The following is a 17,657-nucleotide window of genomic DNA, read 5'->3' as shown; positions in this document are numbered from 1 at the left end:
GTGCGCGAGCGTTCGCGATGCGTTCCCCGATGCGATCCCCGCCCCATACATTCAGACGGGCGCCACCGACTCCCGCCGGTTCACGGGCCTGTGCGACACGGTCTATCGGTTTGCGCCGCTGCGCATGACTCGCGAGGACCGCGATCGTCTGCACGCCGCCAACGAGTCGGTGTCCATTGCGACCCTTGCCGAGGGCGTGCAGTTCATGATTGACCTAATCACAAGGGCGGATGCGCGATGAGTTCCTGGAATCCTGACGCCAACCCGGAGGCGGTTCTCGAACCGGAGAAGTCCATGATTAACGCGGTCCGCATTGCGGGTCCGCTCGCCGCAATCGTGGGTGCGCTTGCGCTGGTCGAGATCACGAGCGGCGTGTTGCAGGGCTACTACACGCCCATCTTGACGGACATTGCCCGGCACTTTTCCGTGCACGACGCGGACACCAACTGGCTCGAAGCCTCCCAGCTCATGCTGTCCGCGCTGTGCGTTCCGGTGCTCGCCAAGATCGGTGACCTGTACGGCCACCGCCGCGTGCTGATCGGCACCACGGCCGCCACGGCGCTGGCATCCTTCGGACTCGCGTTTGCCCCCACGTTTTGGACTTTCTTGGTGGCGTGGGCCCTCCAGGGCGCCTACGCAGTATGGCTGCCGCTTGAGGTCGCGCTGATCTATTTGGCTGCCCGTCAGGCCGTTGCAGGCCGGCGTTCCGCCGGTGAAAACCAGATTTCCGACGAAGTCCCTGCGTTAACCCGAAAAGCCGCCGGGCTGTTGGTGGCCGCGTTGGAAACCGGCGTCATCGTAGGTGCTCTTGTGTCGGGCGAAGTGGCTCAGGTGGCCTCTATGCGCGTGACGCTCCTGATTCCTGCGCTCGTGGTCACGGCCTGCCTCGTGGCAGTTGTTGTTCTGCTGCCCAAGGACACCAAGCCGGAACTCGCTGCTGCGGTGTCGGAGTACTCGGCAGGTTCGGTCGAGGGCGCTGGCGCTGGTGCCGGCCCTGGCGCTGGAGCCGGCACGGACAACGCGGACGCGCGCCTTGGCCGCGTCGACGTTGTTGGCGTGGTCCTGCTGACGCTTTCTCTGGCGTTGCTGATGTCGGGGCTGGTGCTCGTGCGATCCACGGGTGTTGGCAGCCCTTGGCCGTGGCTGCTTTTGCTTAGCGCTGTTGCACTGGTTGTGCCGTTTGTGCGGCACGAGCGTTCCCACCCTGAGCCGATTATTGACGTGAAGCTCTTGGCAGAACGCTCGATGTGGCCGATCCAGCTGACTGCTGGGCTGTTCGGAGTGTCCGTCCTTGGTGCGCAGGCGCCGCTGTCCACGTTCGCGCGGACCAACCCGGACGAGGTTGGGTACGGTCTTGGCCTGACCTCAGCCTCGGTCTCCTACATCATTGGGTTGTACGTGATCACGATGCTTATTGGCGCGCTGCTGTTCGCGCCTGTCTCCCGCCGGTTTACTCCGCGGGTTGCGCTGATCATGGCCTCGTCGCTCGTGGCGCTGGGATACCTGATGTTCCTGCCATTCCACGGCTCGCTCCTGCAGACCATGATCAACATGGGCATTGCGGGACTCGGATCGGGAGCCCTAGTGGCTGCGCTTCCCGCGGCGGCCGCCTCCGCGGCGCCAACTACGCGTACTGGAATGGCAACGGGCCTGACCAACACCACCAAGACGATTGGAGGGGCCATCGCCTCCGCTGTATTCGGTGTTGCCCTGTTCGCCGGGGTGAGCGAGGCAGCCGTATCGAGCGGCGAAACGGCTGCTCCGCTCTCCGGGTACATGACCGTGTGGGCGCTGTGCGGAATCACAGCGGCCATCTGCGCGCTGCTGCTGACCCGCGTGCCCAAGGACTCGTTCACGAGCGTCCGCGAGTCCTAGAGTTAGAACGGACTACATCAGTTCGACGTTGACGTCCGTCATGCCGTCCTGGTTCATGTCCTGGTGGCGGGCCTTGCGCGCGTCCCAGCGGAGCATAACGGCACCAAGGATTGCGGCTGCGACCGAGCCGATGAGGATCGCGAGCTTGGCCGCGGCGGTGTGCTCGGTGTCAGGGTAGGAGAGCTCAGCAACGAGCAGCGCCACCGTGAATCCGATTCCGCACAGGAAGCCCACGGGCAGGAGGTCGCGCACGCCGATCGCGTCGGGCAGACGCAGAGGAGTGAACTTTACAACCAGCGAGGTGGCCGCGAGAACACCCACGACCTTTCCCACAACGAGGCCAAAGAACACAGCGATGAAGACTGGCTGGCTCAGTACCTCGCCGAGGGAACCGCTGCCGGACACGGTGACGCCCGCAGCGAAGAACGCGAAGATCGGCAGTGCGATTCCCGACGATATTGGCGAGACCGCGTGCTCGAAACGCTTGGTCCGTGGGTGCTTTTCACCGAAGATCACGCGCGATGGGACGGTCAATCCAAGCAGAACTCCTGCGATGGTGGCGTGTACACCGGATGCGTGCATAAGGCCCCACGCTACAAGGGCGAGTGGGATCAGGATCCACCAGTGTGCATGGCGGGAACGAACCACGAACGCGAAGACTGCAACAACCGCGAGCGATGCGCCGAGCAGGAGGAAACTCAGGTCGGAGGTGTAGAACACTGCGATCACAATGATGGCGAGCAGGTCGTCTACAACCGCAAGGGTGAGCAGGAACAGTCTCAGAGCCTTAGGCAGGCCCTTGCCGAACAATGCGAGAACACCCACCGCAAACGCGATGTCAGTGGCCGTGGGGATGGCCCAGCCGTGAAGTGCGCCGGGGTCTCCGAGTGCCACAACGAGCACTGCAAAGAGGACCGCGGGAACGATCATGCCGCCGATTGCGGCGAACACGGGGACGGCTGCTTCTTTGGGCTTGGAGAGCGAGCCCACGGTCAGCTCGTGCTTGAGCTCCACGCCCACCACAAAGAAGAAGAGTGCGAGCAGTCCATCTGCAGCCCAGGAGGCCATGGACAAGTTGAGGTGAAGCGCCTCGGGGCCAAACGTGAAGTCTGAAAGGTCGTGGTAGGCCTGCTGCCAGGGGCTGTTGGCCCAGACGATTGCTGCAAGCGCAGCAAGAAGGAGGATGGCGCCGCTGAGCGTTTCATTGGCAGCGATTGCGCGGAACTTGGATGTCACTGTGGACACAATTGACCCAGCTTTCGGGTAGGGGAAAGGTCGACGTCGACCAGACTTCCCGACACACCGTCATCAATCTTACCGCTGGAGCGCCGCCCGCGCGGCGGCTGTCCGCATAATGTGCGCGATCCCACGTGCCAGGCGTATGGAGCTATTTCTCGAGATCGCCGCTATTGCGCAGGGAAGAAGGGTCCACACCAAGCAGCCCCCAGAAGAACGCGAGGTGCTCCTCTACGCTGACTGAATCGTCGTAAAGAGACAGGGTTTGCAGACCATCCATGAGGCCAATGTGTAGGGTGGCGAGGCGGCTAGAATCGATGGACTCGGGTAGCGAACCGTCGGCCTGCATGCGCTCGATGGAGAGCTTGAGCATGGCGTGGAGGCGGGCTATGCGCTTCTGGAAGTAGTCGTGCGCTTTGTGGGTGTCCTCGGTGCCTTCGGCGAGCAGCATGGTGAACAACTGGATGAGGCCGGGAGTTTCTGCGTTGCGGCGGGCAACGCCTTGAATCATGGCAGCAATGGGTTCGCCGGTTTCCCCGATAATGCGCTGCAGGGATTCCTCGTCGAGGTCTTCAGCTAGCGGGTTCTCCGTGAGTGGCTGGCCGCCTAGGCTCAGGCGGTCACGTTGCGCGAGGACCTGGGTGAACAACTCTTCCTTGGTGCCAAAGTGGTGCAGGACGCCCATCTGGGAAAGTCCCACAGCGTCGGCGACGTCCTTGAGTGTTGCCTTGGAGTACCCGTTTTCGGCGATCACTCGCAGTGCGGTGTCGAGAATTTCTTCCTTCTTTGCCGCACCCTTTGCGTAACTTCCGCGTTTAGCCATGCGGCGATTCTATCCTGCGAACTAAGGTCTTGAAAGGCGAAACTGTATAACGTAAGGTTTTCAATAGGTGGTAGATGCAGAATGCTACCGACTGGTCGCCACAGCGCGGCCGCTGCATAGCGGTGGCCCGGCCAACTTGCACACAGGACACAAGAACAACATAGGAGTTGTACATGCCTCACCTCGATGACACCGCACGCTTCTCCAACCTGACTAACGCCGAGGTTTCCTCGCTGAGTTCAGGTGCCGGGTTCTGGTACTCCAAGGAAGTTGGCGACGTCCCGGCGATCAACCTCTCGGACGGCCCGCACGGACTGCGCAAGCAGGACACGTCCGCCGACCACCTTGGTATTGCCCCATCTGTTCCTGCCACCTGCTTCCCCCCAGCTGTCGCGCTCGCGCAGACGTGGGACGTCGAACTCATCGACCGCGTAGGCCGTGCGCTCGGCGAGGAATCCCAGGAGGAGGGCGTGGGAATCCTCCTCGGCCCAGGTACCAACATCAAGCGTGACCCTCGTTGCGGCCGCAACTTCGAGTACTTCTCCGAGGATCCAGTGCTTTCCGGCGAGCTCGCCACCGCGTGGGTCTCGGGCCTCCAGTCGCAGGGAATTGGCGCCTCGCTTAAGCACTTTGCCGCGAACAACCAAGAGGACGACCGCATGCGCGTGGACGCGCAGATCGACCCGCGCACACTGCGCGAGATCTACCTGCGTCCCTTCCAGAAGACCGTCCAGGCTGCTCAGCCGTGGACCATCATGTGCTCGTACAACAAGGTCAACGGTACCTACGCCTCCCAGAACCACTGGCTCCTGACCCAGGTCCTGCGCGACGAGTGGGGCTTCGAGGGTTACGTCGTGTCCGACTGGGGCGCGGTCGATGACCGCGTGGCCGCGGTCAGTGCAGGTCTAGACCTCCAGATGCCGTATGACGGCGGGATTGGCGACGATACCCTGACTGCCGCTCTCGAGTCCGGTCAAATTGACCGAGCTACCGTCGAGCGTGCCGCAGCCCGCGTTGCCCGCATCTCGGACCGTTCCGTTGCGGAGCGCAAGGAAGGCTTTGTTTACGACCGCGACGAGCACCATGCGCTTGCTCAGGAGACTGCGTCCCGCGCAATCGTGCTGCTGGCTAACGAGGGCGGTATTCTTCCGCTGGCTCAGGGAACCAAGCTTGCCGTGATCGGTGAGTTCGCTACGGCTCCACGGATCCAAGGCTCGGGTTCCTCGCGTGTGAATACCACTCGAGTGGATGTTCCACTCGAGGAACTGCGCGCGGAGTTCGGTGCCGAGAACGTTGAGTTTGCCACGGGCTTCACCACCGAGGGCGGCCCTGCGGACCGAGCCCTCGTACAGGAGGCTGTGGTGGCCGCATCTGGCGCGGACGTGGCAGTCCTCTTCATGGGCTTGGGCTACTCGCAGGAGTCCGAAGGGTTTGACCGTACCCACCTAGACCTGCCGGCGGACCAGCTCGAACTGCTCACCGCAGTGCTGGAGGCGCAGCCTCGCACCGTTGTTGTGCTCACACACGGCGCTGTTGTGGACCTCACCGAGGTTGTTGGCGCGCCAGCAATCCTCGATGCCGCGCTTCTGGGTCAGGGTGGAGGCCGCGCCATCGCTGCGGTGCTATCCGGGGCGGTCAACCCGTCTGGCAAGCTCGCGGAGACCATTCCGGTGCGTCTCAAGGATGTTCCAGCGTTTGGCAACTTCCCGGGTGAGCACGGCTCCGTCCGCTACGGCGAGGGGCTCTACGTGGGCTACCGCTGGTACGAGGAGCGTGCGCTTGACGTTGCGTTCCCATTCGGCCACGGCCTGTCCTACACCACCTTCGAGTACAGCGACCTTGCAGTGTCGGCGGGTGCTGGTGACGAGGTGATCGTGGCCGAGGTGACCGTGACCAACACTGGAAGCGTGGACGGACGTGAGATCGTCCAGCTCTACACCTCCCTAGAGGGCTCGGCGTTCGACCGTCCGGTCAAGGAACTCAAGGCGTTTGCCGTTGCCGCCGTGGCGGCGGGGGAGTCCGTGCGCGTAAAGCTCGCGGTCAAGGCCTCCGATCTGAGCGTGTGGGATGTGCGGCGCAACGGCTGGTTCCTTGAGGGTGGGTCCTACGGGGTGCATGTTGGTGCCTCGAGCGCGGACATTCGCCTGAACGGCTCAGTCGAGGTGACAGAGGTTGGGCAGAAGCTGGCGCTAACCCTCCAGTCCACCGTGGGAGACCTCCTCGCCAACCCAGCTGCGGCGGCAATGATCGGCCCAATGATCGCCGAGGGGCTTGGCGGGCTTGCCGAAAGCGGCGACTCTGAGGACGGCTTGGGCGTGGACATGCTCAAGATGCTCGAGTCGCTTCCGCTGAACCGCATCGGCGCAATCGCGGGCGGCGCATTCACCATCGGGCAGATTCAGCAGGTGCTCGACGCAGTGAACGCACTCTAAAGGCTTTCAACTCCGGCTTTCACCTCTCCGTTCTGGCGGGCGGTGTGGTGGCGGAGAGTTGAATGGGCGTCAACGGAGAGGGCAGGACTTCATGTGGAGTCCCGCCCTCTTGCCATCCCCGAATATGTGCATGTCAGAGGGGCCGCATACCCTTAGGGCTGATCGTTTGAACTGGAGGCGCTCGCGCGCCTTGTTACGTGCGGACCCATGGCGGGGCCGCACGATTGGGGGCAAGTTACCGGATGATGGGTGCATCGCATGCCGCGACGGGAGCTGCGGCCTGGTTGCTCGCGGCAGCGGCAGTCCCCACGACGTTTGGGGTCGTTGAGGGGGTGGACGGGCCGGGTCTCGCGGTGGGTGCCATCGTGGCCGCGGGCGCTGCGCTCCTGCCGGATATTGACCACCGGCATGGCACCATTGCGCGATCTCTGCCGCCAATCTCAACGCTCGCCGCGCGGGTTACGGAGAAACTCTCTGGCGGACACAGGCAGGGCACGCACTCGATCGTAGGGCTTGTGCTTTCGGCTTTCCTGGCCACGCTCGTCTCACAGGTTCGGGTGGACGTGGCCGGGTACGGGGAACTCAACATTGGGGCCGGCATGGCCGCAGTCCTGCTCGCCTCCTTTGCCATCAAGGCACTTGAGCTGGTCAAGGGCAAGGTTCTCACCTGGGTGACCAGCTTGGCGCTCGCGGCGGTGGTCGTGTTCTTTGGCGCGGACAACTGGGTGTGGTTCCCCGCAGCTGTGGTCGTGGGTTATGCGGCGCACCTGGTTGGTGACCTCATCACCACGGGTGGCATTCCGGTGCTCTGGCCGTTCGTGATGAAGCCGCCAAAGTGGTGGCGCAAGGTCCCGCTCCTGTCCGACGTGTGGAAAGCGAACGGAGCGATCTCGGTACCGGTCCTCGGCGACGCAGGTTCCACGCGTGAAAAGGTGCTCATTGCACTGGTCACCTCATGGATGGTGTGGGCCGGCGTCTACCAGTGGCTGGGCGTGAATCTGCTCGCGTGGGCGGTCGTCCAGGCCTAACATCGCACTCACCGTGAGGCGGAATCCTCCGTAGAGTGATGGGGAGGGGTTGAGTAAAGCCGGTGCTCGGCAAACTCTAGGGCATTCCGCACGAGGGCCGCTACGTGCTCGTCGGGTTGCGAATAGTAGATGGTGGTGCCGTCCCTACGACTCGCTACGAGTCCCACTGCCTTCAACTTTGCAAGGTGCTGCGATACCGCCGGAAGCGGGCGTTGCAGCTCCTCGGCAACCGCAGAAACCGAGAGTTCGTGTCCCGCCAGCAGATGAAGAATGGCGAGTCGGGTTGAACTGCCAAGCAGTTTCAGAGTCGACGCGGCATGCTCGAAGTCCCGCTCCTGCGGCCTCAGTATGTAATCCGGATGCGATGCATTGCCCATGGGCGCTCCTAGCTGCTCTGGCTCGTCATCATAGGTGAAGCCGTTGTGCGAGTCCAGGTGCTGAAAGCACCTGCAGCGGAGACGGCTGCAATCGCAGCCAGGACGATGGCGGCGCCCGTCAGCGACCAGGTTCCGAGCCAGCCTGCCAATGGGTATGTCACGAGCCAGCACGCATGTGAAAGTGAGAACTGGGCTGCAAAAGCTTGTCCGAACTGCCCGGGTGAGGTGTGGCGTCTGATGATGCGTCCAACCGGGGTTTCCGCACTAGCCCACCCCAATCCGGTTGCTAGCCATAGGGCGCCGATGGCAATGAGCCCCGGTGTGCGGCTCGAGATGCCCAGAGCGAGTGGAATGAGCATGGTTGCGAAGGTGAGCAAGAGCGCTCCGGCAAGCATGACAGTTTTCTCGGGGATGTGCTTCAAGAGCCTCGGAAGAGTAAACGCGCCGAGCATGGAGCCGGCTCCATTGACCGCCAGCAATAGAGCTACTGTGCCGTCATCACCGCCAAAGTTGGTCTTAGCAATGACTACTGTCTGGACCAAGACAAATGCCCCAGCCGCCGCAACGGCGAGATTTAGAAACAGGATTGGGCGTAGGTGCGGGTTGTGGAAGAACAACTCGATACCACCGCGGGCCCGCTTGCCAAATGGGATCTCAGACTCATCGTCACCGATGGAGCCCTTAGTGGGGAAGGCTGCGGATGCTACGAGAAGTGCTGAGCCCAAGAACCCAAGAGCCGTACCAAAGAAAAGGTCGTTACTGTGCATGACCAGCAGCAGAGCTGCCGCGAGCATGGGAGAGAGTGCCGCTTCGAGGTCGTAGGCGAGGCGGGAGAGGGACAGTGCGTTGGTGTACTCCTCTTCCTCATGCAGGATCTCGGGAATAACCGATTGGAATGTCGGCGTGAACGTGGCGGAGGCGGCTTGGAGGATGAATATCAGAGGATAGATTTGCCACGTCTCTGTGACGAACGGGAGTGAAGCTGCAACCGCCAGCCTAAGAAGATCGGCGCCGATCAACACTGAGCGGCGACTAAGTTTGGCCACTGCGGCGCTTGCCAATGGCGCGACAAAAACGTAGGCCACCATTTTCACAGTGAGTGCAGTTCCAAGAACTCCAGCAGCATTCTTGGGGTCGAGTTCGTAGGCCAGGAGACCCAAAGCCACGGTGGCCAGACCGGTGCCAATGAGGGCGATGATCTGCGCAGCAAAGAGCTTGCGATAAGCCGGATTCCTTAAGGGTGTGAGCACAGTGTGACGCTACCTTTATTTGCATGTCTGCGCAAATATGCAAGCATTAACGAGCTTCCTCGAATGGCAGCGGAGGTAGTCTTTATTGCCTATTAGTTGACATTGCCAACTAGTAGGCAATACCGTGTAGCCATGACGGTTCGAAGAGATCCCCAACTACTCAAGGGCGTGCTGCCCATGTTGATCCTGGCCGAGCTGGCCCGGGAGTCAACCTACGGGCGCGAACTCGTCCAGCGGCTGGAGGCTTCGGGCCTGGAAGATCTCTCCCACGGCACCGTGTACCCGCTGTTGACGAGGCTGGAACGGGAGGGGCTCGTCGATTTTTCATTGGTGGCGTCCCCTAGTGGACCCGCCCGCAAGATTTATAGCGTGACCCCGCAGGGGGCAGCGAAACTCAACGAATCCGTGGCAGCCTGGCGTTCGCTCGGCATGGTCGTGGACACGATTCTGGCTTAGGAGAAGACTATGAACGAGTTTCCTCGAATGAGCGTGCGGGACACCCTTGCGCGGGACCGGTATCTGTTCCGGCTGGACCTTCTGCTCGCTGGCATGCCCAACAAGAAGGTTGCGGAGATCCGCAAGGACCTGCGGATCGAGCTGGCGCGGGCGGCGCAAGATGGTGAGTTCCGGCAAGCGCTGGCTGGGCTGGGCCCGGTAAACGTGCTCGCGTCCAACTACCTGGAGGCGCACGGCCGTAAGGTTCCGCGGGTCTGGGCTGGGCTGGTGGCCTTTGCCGTGCTGCTGTACGGCTGGTTGCTCGGCGTGATCTCGCTGATCGAGGGCCTGTACTCCGCCGCAGATCAGATCCGCCCCGACGCCACAGTCGAGGTCGTGCGGAACTGGTTATTTGTACAGGCCCGCGTGGTTGCTGGCCCGGAGGGCGTGGACTCGATCGGGTTTTCGCTGTCCGGTTGGGGGCTGCTTGGCTGGCTTGCCGTGCTAGTGATCGTGCCGCTCATATGTGCGAGCGTGTGGCGCGCGTGGCTGCCGCGTCCGACTGCGGACCAAGCGCAAAGGGCCTGAACACACTGACAATCGACGATCGGGTCACCTACCGCTGGTAGGTGACCCGATCGTCGATTGTCAGTTGCAGCTTAGAGGCTCAAGCTTTGGAGTCGCACTCGGCTTGACCGGCCACGTACCTCAGCCCGGTGTAGAGCGCATAGAACAGCAAGGCTGGGAAGACGTACACCCAGGAAATCAGGCCGCGGACAAACGGCAGGACCTGGATCGTGGATTCAGGTACGAAAACCCAGAGAGCCAGCGCGAGCTGGCGGACCGCAAAAAGCCCAGCCATGAGCGCAAAGGAGATCCACACCCAACGCGCGGGCTTGACTGCTTCAACCGTCAGGCCGCGAGCCTCGCGCAGGCGGATCAGTGTTGATCGCGCGCACCACACCGCCCATGCAATGAGCCCAGCCGTGCCCAAGGTAGTGATGGCATTGACGGCATCCAGTGCTCCAAGGGCAACAGTGGGCTCGACGTCGCCTCCAATCCGGGCGCCCGTGCCCACAAACATCTCGATGTTATTGAGCCAAGCTATGTCCCAGTGTGCGTAGTAGGCGACAACGGCAAGGGCGGATGCCGCGAACTTGAACAGTGCAAGCACTACCGCGATGGTTGCCACGATGATCCCAGTGCGTAGTCCCGCGCCGGCTTCCTGTGTGATCGGGGGATGCTGAGAAGTGGTTGAACCTGGTTGAGCAAACTCGCTAGACATGCAGCCTCCTTGCTGGACCGGATATACCCGAACCCTATGAGGTATCCATTGCAGTAGCAATAGGGACAAGAGGGATTGACTGCGGAAAACTCTGAGTAAGACGACCCCATCAAGACGCACAAACGAGTGTGGTCACCTACCGCTGGTAGGTGACCACTATCGTCGACAATCAGTTTGTGCGCGGCGCGTCAGAGCAGATCGGCGCGCAGTTCCGCCGCGGAACGCGGCGACAGCAAGCCAGGGGCGACGTCATAGACGGTCTTGGCGCCGTGGTCGCCAGCAGCGGCAAGGCGCGCAACGGCGCGAGCGTACGCGACGAGCGCGGACGCGGTGAAGCTGGGGTTGTCGGCCAGGGTTAGGCCGTACTCGATCACTTGGCGGTGGGTCGGGTGACCGTCAGTGGTCGCGCCAAGCCCGGTGTCACCCGAGCGCAGGACGAAGCCGCCGTGTGGCATGGCTGCGTGGTCGCGTGCGAGCTCGTCGGCAGAGATGAAATGGACGGTGGTGTCGTAATCCGCAAAGTAGTTGGGCATGGTCACGATCGCCTCAGCAACAACCGCGGGGTCAGCGCCCTCCTCGAGCACTACAAAGCACTCGCGAGTGTGCTTCTCGCGCGTGCTCAGCTCCGGCTGCTCACCGGCACGAACGGCCTCAATGGCAGGCTCCGCAGGGAGGGTGTACTGCACGCCCGCGGCCACGCCCGGAACGCGGCGGATCGCGTCCGAGTGGCCCTGGGAAACCCCGCGGCCCCAGAACGTGTAGGTCTTGCCCTGCGGCAAGATTGCCTCGCCGTACAGGCGGTTGATGGAGAACAGGCCTGGGTCCCAACCCGTTGAGATAAGCGAGGTGTGGCCGGTCTCCGTGGCTGCAGCGTTGACGGCGTCGAAGTACTCGGGGATGCGCGCGTGGGTGTCGAACGAGTCCACGGTGTTGAACAACCGGGCCATCTCGGGGCCCTGTTCAGGCAGGTCGGAGGCAGACCCGCCACACAGGATCAGCACGTCGATGTCGCCGGTGCGCTCCGCAAGCGAGTCCCATGTAAACGCGGAAGTGTTGGGGTGCGCAGGGTTCAGGGACGCTGGGTCACGCCGAGTGAACACGCCCACGAGTTCCATGTCCGGGTTCTGCAGAACCGACGCCTCAACGCCACGTCCAAGGTTGCCGTATCCGGCAATGCCGATTCTGATGGGGTTGCGCGAGGTGCTCATGGTGCTCCGTTCGAGGCAGGTTGCTGCCGGGACTGACGTGCCGGTTTTCTGCCTGCAAATCTACCGGACGGGGCACGCGCAGTGGAGGCGGTGACTGGATAGTGGGCTGGGGTGGCTGGGGCGGCTGGGGCGATTGGGAGGTTCCCGGCGAAGGCCGGCCGGGCCAGGGGCCCGCGCCGCTCGAGCCGGCTACTCTGCCGAGCGCTCCACCAGGTACACCTTGCCGTCCGGGCTCGTCTTGTGCACGAACGCACTGTTCAGGTCATTCTCGCGCTGCTGCTCCTCGGCGCTTGCCGGGCGGATTGGCTGCTTGGAATCGCCGACCTGGGCGGGGCCGAATACCGGAAGGAACGTCTCGGTCATGCGCAGGCCGCGGCTCTTCTTGGGGGAGGCCTGTTCTGCGCTCGCAGGAGATTGTGCTGTCTGTGCGGACTTTGCTCGGGACTTGCCAAAGAGGTTCATGGGTTACTCCGGTGTGGATCCGTGATGGCGAAGATTGCGGGCTGCGCCACCAGCGCAATTTACTTTGTGTACCAACTATTAGCGTACTCGCTAAAAAGATGTGCGTCGAAAACCGCAGTTCACGGGCGCACAGCCAATGCCGCGCAGTGCCGCGCGCGGCGAGTTCACGGCGCAACAGCGCTGGATTCTCCTCCTGTGCGACCGCAATGAGTGTCATCATGCTCGAGTGCAGCGCACGCAACTCGCCGGCATCCATGCCCAACTTCTTCATCATGATGCCGGGAATCTTCTCGGCGGCAGCGCGGAGCGCGCGGCCCTCAGTGGTCAACTCAATCGCGAGCGCCCGCTCGTCCGCCGTGTCCCGGGCACGTGAAACGTAACCCAGCGCCTCAAGCCGCTTCACCAGGGGAGAGAGCGTACCCGGATCCAAGTGAAGCAGGGCGCTGAGGTCCTTAATCGAGAGAGGGGCGTGCTGCCATAACGCCAACATCACCAAATACTGTGGGTGCGTCAGCCGCAATGGCTCAAGAACAGGCTTGTAGAGCGCCACAATGCTGCGGGACGCTAGCGTCAACGCAAAACACACCTGGCTCTCCAGTGCGAGTGGGTCCAGCTTCGCGGCGTCCGACACGCCTGCCTCCTCAGAAACGGCCAACGCGGCCTAGAATGATTGGTGCACCAATCATTCTAGGCCGCGTTGCTGTGCAGAACCTGATTCTCGACGATCTTGGTTACGCAGGTGCAGCGCCTTCGGTCCGCCGTCATCCAAGTTTGCGCCCCGCTACGTCCGCTCCGCCTACGTCACCGGCACGTTTCGCGGCGACCGTAACTCCAACTGCGCCTCCCTAAAGCGTTGAAGAAGAGCGCCCCGCGTTGCGCCCGCTAAACAAGCACCCGCCCAAGAACGTCCCCTCCAGGGCGCGGTACCCGTGGACTCCGCCGCCGCCAAAGCCTGTGGCCTCGCCGGCAGCATACAGCCCTGGAATCGGAGCGCCCGACGGGTCGAGCACCCGACCGTCCAAGTCTGTGTGGATTCCGCCCAGCGACTTCCTGGTGAGAATGTTCAACTTCACCGCGATGAGCGGCCCCGCCGATGGGTCTTGGAACTGGTGCGGGCTAGCCACCCGAATGATCTTGTCACCCGTGTAGTGCCGAGCCTGGCGGACCATGTTCAGCTGCGCGTCCTTGCCAAAGTCGTTCGTGATGGCACGGTCGTGCGCCTGGACCTCTGCGCGCACAGTTTGCGCATCGAACGGCACGTCACCCGAGCGTGCAGCCATTTCCTTGAGCAGCTCATCCAAGGTGTCTCGCACGATGAAGTCGACGCCCTTTTGCTTGAACGCCTCCACCGGAGCGGGAGCGCCCTTACCCAGGCGCTGCGCCAACAACTTCAGGTCCTTTCCCGTGAGGTCGGGGTTCTGCTCCGAACCGGAGAGAGCGAACTCCTTTTCAATGACCTTCTGTGTCAGCACGAACCACGAGTAGTCGTAACCCGTGGACATGATGTGCTCGAGCGTTCCCAACGTGTCAAACCCCGGCCACAGCGGAACGGGAAGTCGCTTGCCCGTGGCATCGAACCACAGCGAGCTTGGCCCCGGCAGGATGCGGATCGCATGCTTGTCCCACACAGGCGCAAAGTTCTCGATGCCCTCCGTGTAGTGCCACATGCGGTCCTGGTTGATGAGCGCACCTCCCGCGTTCTCGGTGATTTCCAACATCCGCCCATCAACATGTGCAGGAACGCCTGTGAGCATCCGCTTCGGAGCCTTGCCCATCCGCTCGGGCCAGTACTTGCGAACCAGGTCGTGGTTGCCTCCAATCCCACCTGACGCCACGATGACAGCCTTGGCCCGCAGCTCAAACTCGCCCACAACGTCACGTGAGCTGGCCACGCCACGAGGTGAATCGTCGTTAATCAAGATGGCGCCTTTGGCGCCCACAACGGCGCCATCTTCCACGATCAGCTCATCCACGCGGTGGCGGTGGCGGATCTCCACCAGACCGGCGCGCTGCGCGTCCGCGACGCGCTTGGCAAACGGCTCGACCACGCCGGGGCCAGTGCCCCACGTGATGTGGAAGCGGGGGACAGAGTTGCCGTGGCCGGACGCGGTGCCGTCGCCGCGCTCGGCCCAGCCCACTACCGGGAAGAACTTGATGCCGCGGCTAGCCAACCACGAGCGCTTCTCGCCGGCCGCCCACTGCACGTATGCGCGAGCCCACTTGCGCGGCCATTCGTCCTCGGGGCGGTCAAAACCGGCCGTGCCAAACCAGTCCTGCAGCGCAAGATCCTGCGAATCCTTGATGCCCAGCCGCCGCTGCTCGGGGGAATCCACGAGGAACAACCCGCCAAACGACCACCACGCCTGACCGCCAATATTGTGCTCGTTCTCCTGATCCACAATGATCACGCGCTTACCAGCGTCAACAAGTTCGCACGCAGCGACCAAGCCGGCCAAACCAGCACCAATAACGATGGCGTGTGCGTCAGTAGCGGGAGATTCCGACGGCTGTGAACTACTCACAATGACTCCTTTGTCGTTGAGATTCCTATGCCACAGCGTACTGGCCCGCGCCCGCGCGCGGGAGGTGGTGGGCTGGGAAGAATGCCCCACGCACGTGGGAACAACTGATTTCCGACGATCATGGGCACCTCACAGCGCAAAAAACGCTTTCGTTTGGTGCTGGTGTGGCGAAAGTCCGAGGCGATGAAAGCTGCTGGTTCTGCTGGTGGGGCCGGGTGAGCGCAGAAGAAGAGGAAGTCCAAGAAGGCACAGTCGGAGTAAAACGTGGCATTTCCAGCGCAAGTTGGGGACTACCCGGCGCGGATCTGGGCACTTGAGTGCAAAGAGAGAATGGTTCTCCCCGCCCACCAGCAGGGAGAACCATTCTCGGGATCGTCTGCGGGCCAGAGACCTCCCCCGAGGCTGGCGCAGATCGCGATCCATATAGGCGGGAACTGCGTTCCCCGTCTATTCGTCGCGTTACACGGTGTGTGGCGGGCCTAGTTGCCGGACCGCCCAGGAAGCACGATGCGCGGGTGTCCGTGCTCCCTGGCTTCCTCCATGTAGCGCGTGAAGAACGCACCGCCGGGCGCTAGTGCGCGGCGCCCGCCGAGTGCGTCAAGATCAAGTTCGATGTCACGGGTGGGGGAGATGACCTTCCCGCTGTACTCCTTGACTGCCTCCGCAACCATCCGGCCCTCAGGCTTGATGTTGCCGTGCTCATCGATGAGCCCAAGGTCGTACTCAAGCTCGGGGTAGTCGGCAAGGCTCCGGCTCACGTCATGCGAGCACCACCAGGTAATGCCGAAGACCTCGGGTGCGCTGAGTACCTGTTCCACTGTGCTTTCAATGAAGCCGGGCACGGACTCCTTGGGAAGAACGTTGCGTGGAGTTCCCAGTTCCTGTGCCCAGATCTGCCGCTTGGGGTCCACATGGAAAGCGCGTGCAATCTCCATCATGTAGCGGGCATGGGCGCGGGTCTCAAATGCGTCGGGTCCGTACTTCTGGGCCGTCCCGTTGAATACCCACGAGTGCACGATGCTGAGGTCACCGCGCTGGGCCACGTGCTCGAGTGTGAACGGTTGGGTGTCGTCGTACCACGCGGCGTCGTAGCAGGCGTGGTTCTGGGAGAGCCCAGGAGCGCCCTCGCCCACTGCAGCGAACATGGCATCGAACCACGCGTCGATGTCGGACGTTGTTGCGGGGTGCGGGAACGGGTGCACGCCGCCCGTGAACTGGTTGATCTCGTTGCCCAGCGTGAACGCGAAGACATTGTCGTGTGCAGACGCGACCTTGGCGAGTTCGCGTACAAACAGTGCTGTGGAGTCGATGGCGTACTGGTCCGTGAACATGTTGCGGTCGTGCCAAGACAGCATCCAGGAAGGCAGGAAGTCGTAGCTGGACAGGTGACCCTGCAGGCCGTCGAGCGAGACTCCGAGGCCGCGTTCAGCGGCAAGGCTAAGGAGAGTGTCGAGGTGGCCCAAAGCCGTTGGACTGACAAAGGAGGGGTTCGGCTGAAACACGGGCCACAGCGGGAATACTCGCATGTGGTCGGCGCCAAGTTCCGCGACCGTGTCAAAGTCGCGCGCCACTTCACTGGCGTCAAAGTCCACCCAGTGGTGGAACCAGTGCGCCCGTGGGGTGTAGTTAACGCCGAACTTCAAAGCGACCCTGCCTTGTTCATCTGATGGCTTGTGCGTGGTGTTGTCCCTCGCCGGCTACTACTATAGCGCTTTAGTAGTGGAAGTTCACTACCCCTTCAGACAACTGCAGTAGGGTCATGCATGAATCACCGCTTTCAAGAGAGACGCCAGTGAACAAGCCTCAGCAGTCGACGCCCGACGCAAAGCTCCCTGGGAGAGCGCGCTCGGAGCGAACCCGCATGTCAGAGGTTCAGCCTGTCGTAGTTGGCACGAGTGGGCGCAAGCGAAAGCGTGTGACAATCGCAGATATCGCCGAGCGTGCCGGCGTGACGAGCGGCGCGGTCTCGATCGCCGTCAATGGCAAGAAGGGTGTCTCGGAAGCAACCCGGGCGCGCATCCTCGCAGTGGCAAAGGAACTCAACTGGCGGCCAAGCCACGCGGCGCAGGCGCTGATGGGAAAGGGTGCCGAGGCTGTGGGGTTGGTGCTGGCCCGCCCCGCACATGTTGTTGGTGAGGAAATATTCTTCTCCCGGTTCATCGCGGGGGTTCAGGCAGTGCTGAGCGAACGCGGTTACTCGCTCATGCTCCAGATGGCGGCCGATGTTGACGCCGAGATAGAGCTCCATGCCAAGTGGATCGCCGATGGGCGCGTGGACGGAATCCTGGTGCTCGACCCACGCGTTGAGGATCCTCGAGTCGAGGCCCTCTCTAGGTTGGACTATCCGTCCGTTGTGGTCGGCGGGGAGACGGACAGCGGTGCGATTCGGAGCGTCCACGTGGACAACGGTGGCGGAATGGCGCTCATCCTCGAGCACTTGGCAGCACTGGGTCACCATCGGATCGGATACGTCACCGGCGACCAGAGCTTCAGGCACACGCAAGAGCGGATGGACGTGTTCACCCAGTTCACGGAGGAGCGAGGCATCCAAGGCGCGATTAGCTCGGGTGACTTCGATCCCGATCTCGCGCGAACAGCAACCGGCAGAATGCTCGCGGAGACGCCATCGCCAAGCGCGATCATTTACGATTCCGAGGTCATGGCGATTGCCGGAGTTGGAGTACTGACCGCGGTTGGCCAAAATGTGCCTCGGGACGTCTCCGT

At 62.5% G+C, this 17,657-nt stretch carries 16 protein-coding genes and 2 pseudogenes; 8 read left to right on the top strand and 10 right to left on the bottom strand.

Annotated elements, in window-relative coordinates:
• Both HGSM_RS14555 and HGSM_RS02230 read left to right on the top strand, forming a co-directional pair.
• Positions 1-241 (top strand): annotated as a pseudogene (locus tag HGSM_RS14555) (acetylornithine deacetylase); the annotation flags it as partial.
• Positions 238-1,875 (top strand): MFS transporter, encoded by a 1,638-nt coding sequence (locus HGSM_RS02230; protein WP_019147109.1) that lies wholly within the window; start codon positions 238-240, stop codon positions 1,873-1,875. The pseudogene HGSM_RS14555 and the gene HGSM_RS02230, both read left to right, overlap by 4 nt.
• Before the next feature lie 12 nt (positions 1,876-1,887).
• Here HGSM_RS02230 and nhaA read toward each other — a convergent pair whose 3' ends face one another.
• The gene (gene nhaA / locus HGSM_RS02225; RefSeq protein ID WP_019147108.1) at positions 1,888-3,111 is read right to left on the bottom strand and encodes a Na+/H+ antiporter NhaA; all 1,224 of its coding nucleotides are present in this window, start codon (positions 3,109-3,111) and stop codon (positions 1,888-1,890) included.
• Positions 3,112-3,262: 151 nt separating this feature from the next.
• The gene (locus tag HGSM_RS02220; protein ID WP_019147107.1) at positions 3,263-3,934 is read right to left on the bottom strand and encodes a TetR/AcrR family transcriptional regulator; all 672 of its coding nucleotides are present in this window, start codon (positions 3,932-3,934) and stop codon (positions 3,263-3,265) included.
• Positions 3,935-4,107: 173 nt separating this feature from the next.
• On the opposite strand from HGSM_RS02220, the gene HGSM_RS02215 reads away from it, so the two are divergent.
• Together HGSM_RS02215 and HGSM_RS02210 are read left to right on the top strand one after the other, a co-directional pair.
• Positions 4,108-6,366, top strand: coding sequence for a glycoside hydrolase family 3 C-terminal domain-containing protein (locus HGSM_RS02215; RefSeq protein WP_019147106.1), 2,259 nt, complete (start codon positions 4,108-4,110; stop codon positions 6,364-6,366).
• 242 nt (positions 6,367-6,608) lie between these two features.
• Positions 6,609-7,394: a metal-dependent hydrolase gene (locus tag HGSM_RS02210; protein WP_019147105.1), complete on the top strand. Its 786-nt coding sequence runs from the start codon at positions 6,609-6,611 to the stop codon at positions 7,392-7,394.
• 8 nt (positions 7,395-7,402) lie between these two features.
• Here HGSM_RS02210 and HGSM_RS02205 read toward each other — a convergent pair whose 3' ends face one another.
• Positions 7,403-7,771, bottom strand: coding sequence for an ArsR/SmtB family transcription factor (locus HGSM_RS02205; protein ID WP_019147104.1), 369 nt, complete (start codon positions 7,769-7,771; stop codon positions 7,403-7,405).
• Positions 7,772-7,779: 8 nt separating this feature from the next.
• The gene (locus HGSM_RS02200) at positions 7,780-9,021 is read right to left on the bottom strand and encodes an MFS transporter (RefSeq protein WP_019147103.1); all 1,242 of its coding nucleotides are present in this window, start codon (positions 9,019-9,021) and stop codon (positions 7,780-7,782) included.
• 132 nt (positions 9,022-9,153) lie between these two features.
• Here HGSM_RS02200 and HGSM_RS02195 point away from each other — a divergent pair, with 132 nt between their 5' ends.
• Together HGSM_RS02195 and HGSM_RS02190 are read left to right on the top strand one after the other, a co-directional pair.
• The gene (locus tag HGSM_RS02195) at positions 9,154-9,477 is read left to right on the top strand and encodes a PadR family transcriptional regulator (RefSeq protein ID WP_040594241.1); all 324 of its coding nucleotides are present in this window, start codon (positions 9,154-9,156) and stop codon (positions 9,475-9,477) included.
• Between the two features lie 9 nt (positions 9,478-9,486).
• On the top strand, positions 9,487-10,044 hold the full coding sequence (locus HGSM_RS02190) for a hypothetical protein (RefSeq protein ID WP_019147101.1): 558 nt from the start codon (positions 9,487-9,489) through the stop codon (positions 10,042-10,044).
• A gap of 79 nt (positions 10,045-10,123) precedes the next feature.
• Here HGSM_RS02190 and HGSM_RS02185 read toward each other — a convergent pair whose 3' ends face one another.
• From HGSM_RS02185 to HGSM_RS14715, 3 genes are all read right to left on the bottom strand, one after another.
• Positions 10,124-10,741: a hypothetical protein gene (locus HGSM_RS02185; RefSeq protein WP_019147100.1), complete on the bottom strand. Its 618-nt coding sequence runs from the start codon at positions 10,739-10,741 to the stop codon at positions 10,124-10,126.
• A 188-nt stretch (positions 10,742-10,929) separates the two neighbouring features.
• Positions 10,930-11,949 (bottom strand): diaminopimelate dehydrogenase, encoded by a 1,020-nt coding sequence (locus HGSM_RS02180; protein WP_019147099.1) that lies wholly within the window; start codon positions 11,947-11,949, stop codon positions 10,930-10,932.
• 189 nt (positions 11,950-12,138) lie between these two features.
• Positions 12,139-12,411, bottom strand: coding sequence for a hypothetical protein (locus HGSM_RS14715; RefSeq protein ID WP_019147098.1), 273 nt, complete (start codon positions 12,409-12,411; stop codon positions 12,139-12,141).
• Positions 12,412-12,617: 206 nt separating this feature from the next.
• Between HGSM_RS14715 and HGSM_RS15040 the strand changes: the two genes are divergently transcribed.
• A complete protein-coding gene (locus HGSM_RS15040) occupies positions 12,618-12,791 on the top strand; it encodes a hypothetical protein (RefSeq protein ID WP_407635106.1) in 174 nt (57 codons plus the stop codon).
• On the opposite strand, the pseudogene HGSM_RS15035 reads toward HGSM_RS15040, so the two are convergent.
• The 3 genes and pseudogenes from HGSM_RS15035 to HGSM_RS02165 form a co-directional block, all read right to left on the bottom strand.
• A pseudogene (locus HGSM_RS15035) lies at positions 12,779-12,901 on the bottom strand (MarR family winged helix-turn-helix transcriptional regulator); the annotation flags it as partial. The gene HGSM_RS15040 and the pseudogene HGSM_RS15035 overlap by 13 nt on opposite strands.
• Before the next feature lie 355 nt (positions 12,902-13,256).
• On the bottom strand, positions 13,257-14,933 hold the full coding sequence (locus tag HGSM_RS02170; protein ID WP_019147096.1) for an FAD-binding dehydrogenase: 1,677 nt from the start codon (positions 14,931-14,933) through the stop codon (positions 13,257-13,259).
• Between the two features lie 479 nt (positions 14,934-15,412).
• Positions 15,413-16,576, bottom strand: coding sequence for a glycoside hydrolase 5 family protein (locus tag HGSM_RS02165; RefSeq protein ID WP_019147095.1), 1,164 nt, complete (start codon positions 16,574-16,576; stop codon positions 15,413-15,415).
• A gap of 218 nt (positions 16,577-16,794) precedes the next feature.
• On the opposite strand from HGSM_RS02165, the gene HGSM_RS14550 reads away from it, so the two are divergent.
• The coding region (locus HGSM_RS14550) for a LacI family DNA-binding transcriptional regulator (RefSeq protein ID WP_195891320.1) at positions 16,795-17,657 on the top strand (863 nt) is incomplete at its 3' end.

The organism is Timonella senegalensis JC301 (assembly GCF_000312125.1).
Taxonomy (GTDB): Bacteria; Actinomycetota; Actinomycetes; order Actinomycetales; family Cellulomonadaceae; genus Timonella; species Timonella senegalensis.
This window is presented reverse-complemented; position numbering and strand designations above follow the sequence as displayed.

What these genes read in the sequence shown, in the direction of transcription:
- HGSM_RS02215 (WP_019147106.1), top strand. Translation starts at nt 4,108, where the DNA reads ATGCCTCACCTCGATGACACCGCACGCTTCTCCAACCTGACTAACGCC.
- HGSM_RS02185 (WP_019147100.1), bottom strand. Translation starts at nt 10,741, where the DNA reads ATGTCTAGCGAGTTTGCTCAACCAGGTTCAACCACTTCTCAGCATCCC.
- HGSM_RS15040 (WP_407635106.1), top strand. Translation starts at nt 12,618, where the DNA reads ATGAGTGTCATCATGCTCGAGTGCAGCGCACGCAACTCGCCGGCATCC.
- HGSM_RS02180 (WP_019147099.1), bottom strand. Translation starts at nt 11,949, where the DNA reads ATGAGCACCTCGCGCAACCCCATCAGAATCGGCATTGCCGGATACGGC.
- HGSM_RS02220 (WP_019147107.1), bottom strand. Translation starts at nt 3,934, where the DNA reads ATGGCTAAACGCGGAAGTTACGCAAAGGGTGCGGCAAAGAAGGAAGAA.
- HGSM_RS02205 (WP_019147104.1), bottom strand. Translation starts at nt 7,771, where the DNA reads ATGGGCAATGCATCGCATCCGGATTACATACTGAGGCCGCAGGAGCGG.
- HGSM_RS14715 (WP_019147098.1), bottom strand. Translation starts at nt 12,411, where the DNA reads ATGAACCTCTTTGGCAAGTCCCGAGCAAAGTCCGCACAGACAGCACAA.
- HGSM_RS02230 (WP_019147109.1), top strand. Translation starts at nt 238, where the DNA reads ATGAGTTCCTGGAATCCTGACGCCAACCCGGAGGCGGTTCTCGAACCG.
- HGSM_RS02195 (WP_040594241.1), top strand. Translation starts at nt 9,154, where the DNA reads ATGACGGTTCGAAGAGATCCCCAACTACTCAAGGGCGTGCTGCCCATG.
- HGSM_RS02190 (WP_019147101.1), top strand. Translation starts at nt 9,487, where the DNA reads ATGAACGAGTTTCCTCGAATGAGCGTGCGGGACACCCTTGCGCGGGAC.
- HGSM_RS02210 (WP_019147105.1), top strand. Translation starts at nt 6,609, where the DNA reads ATGATGGGTGCATCGCATGCCGCGACGGGAGCTGCGGCCTGGTTGCTC.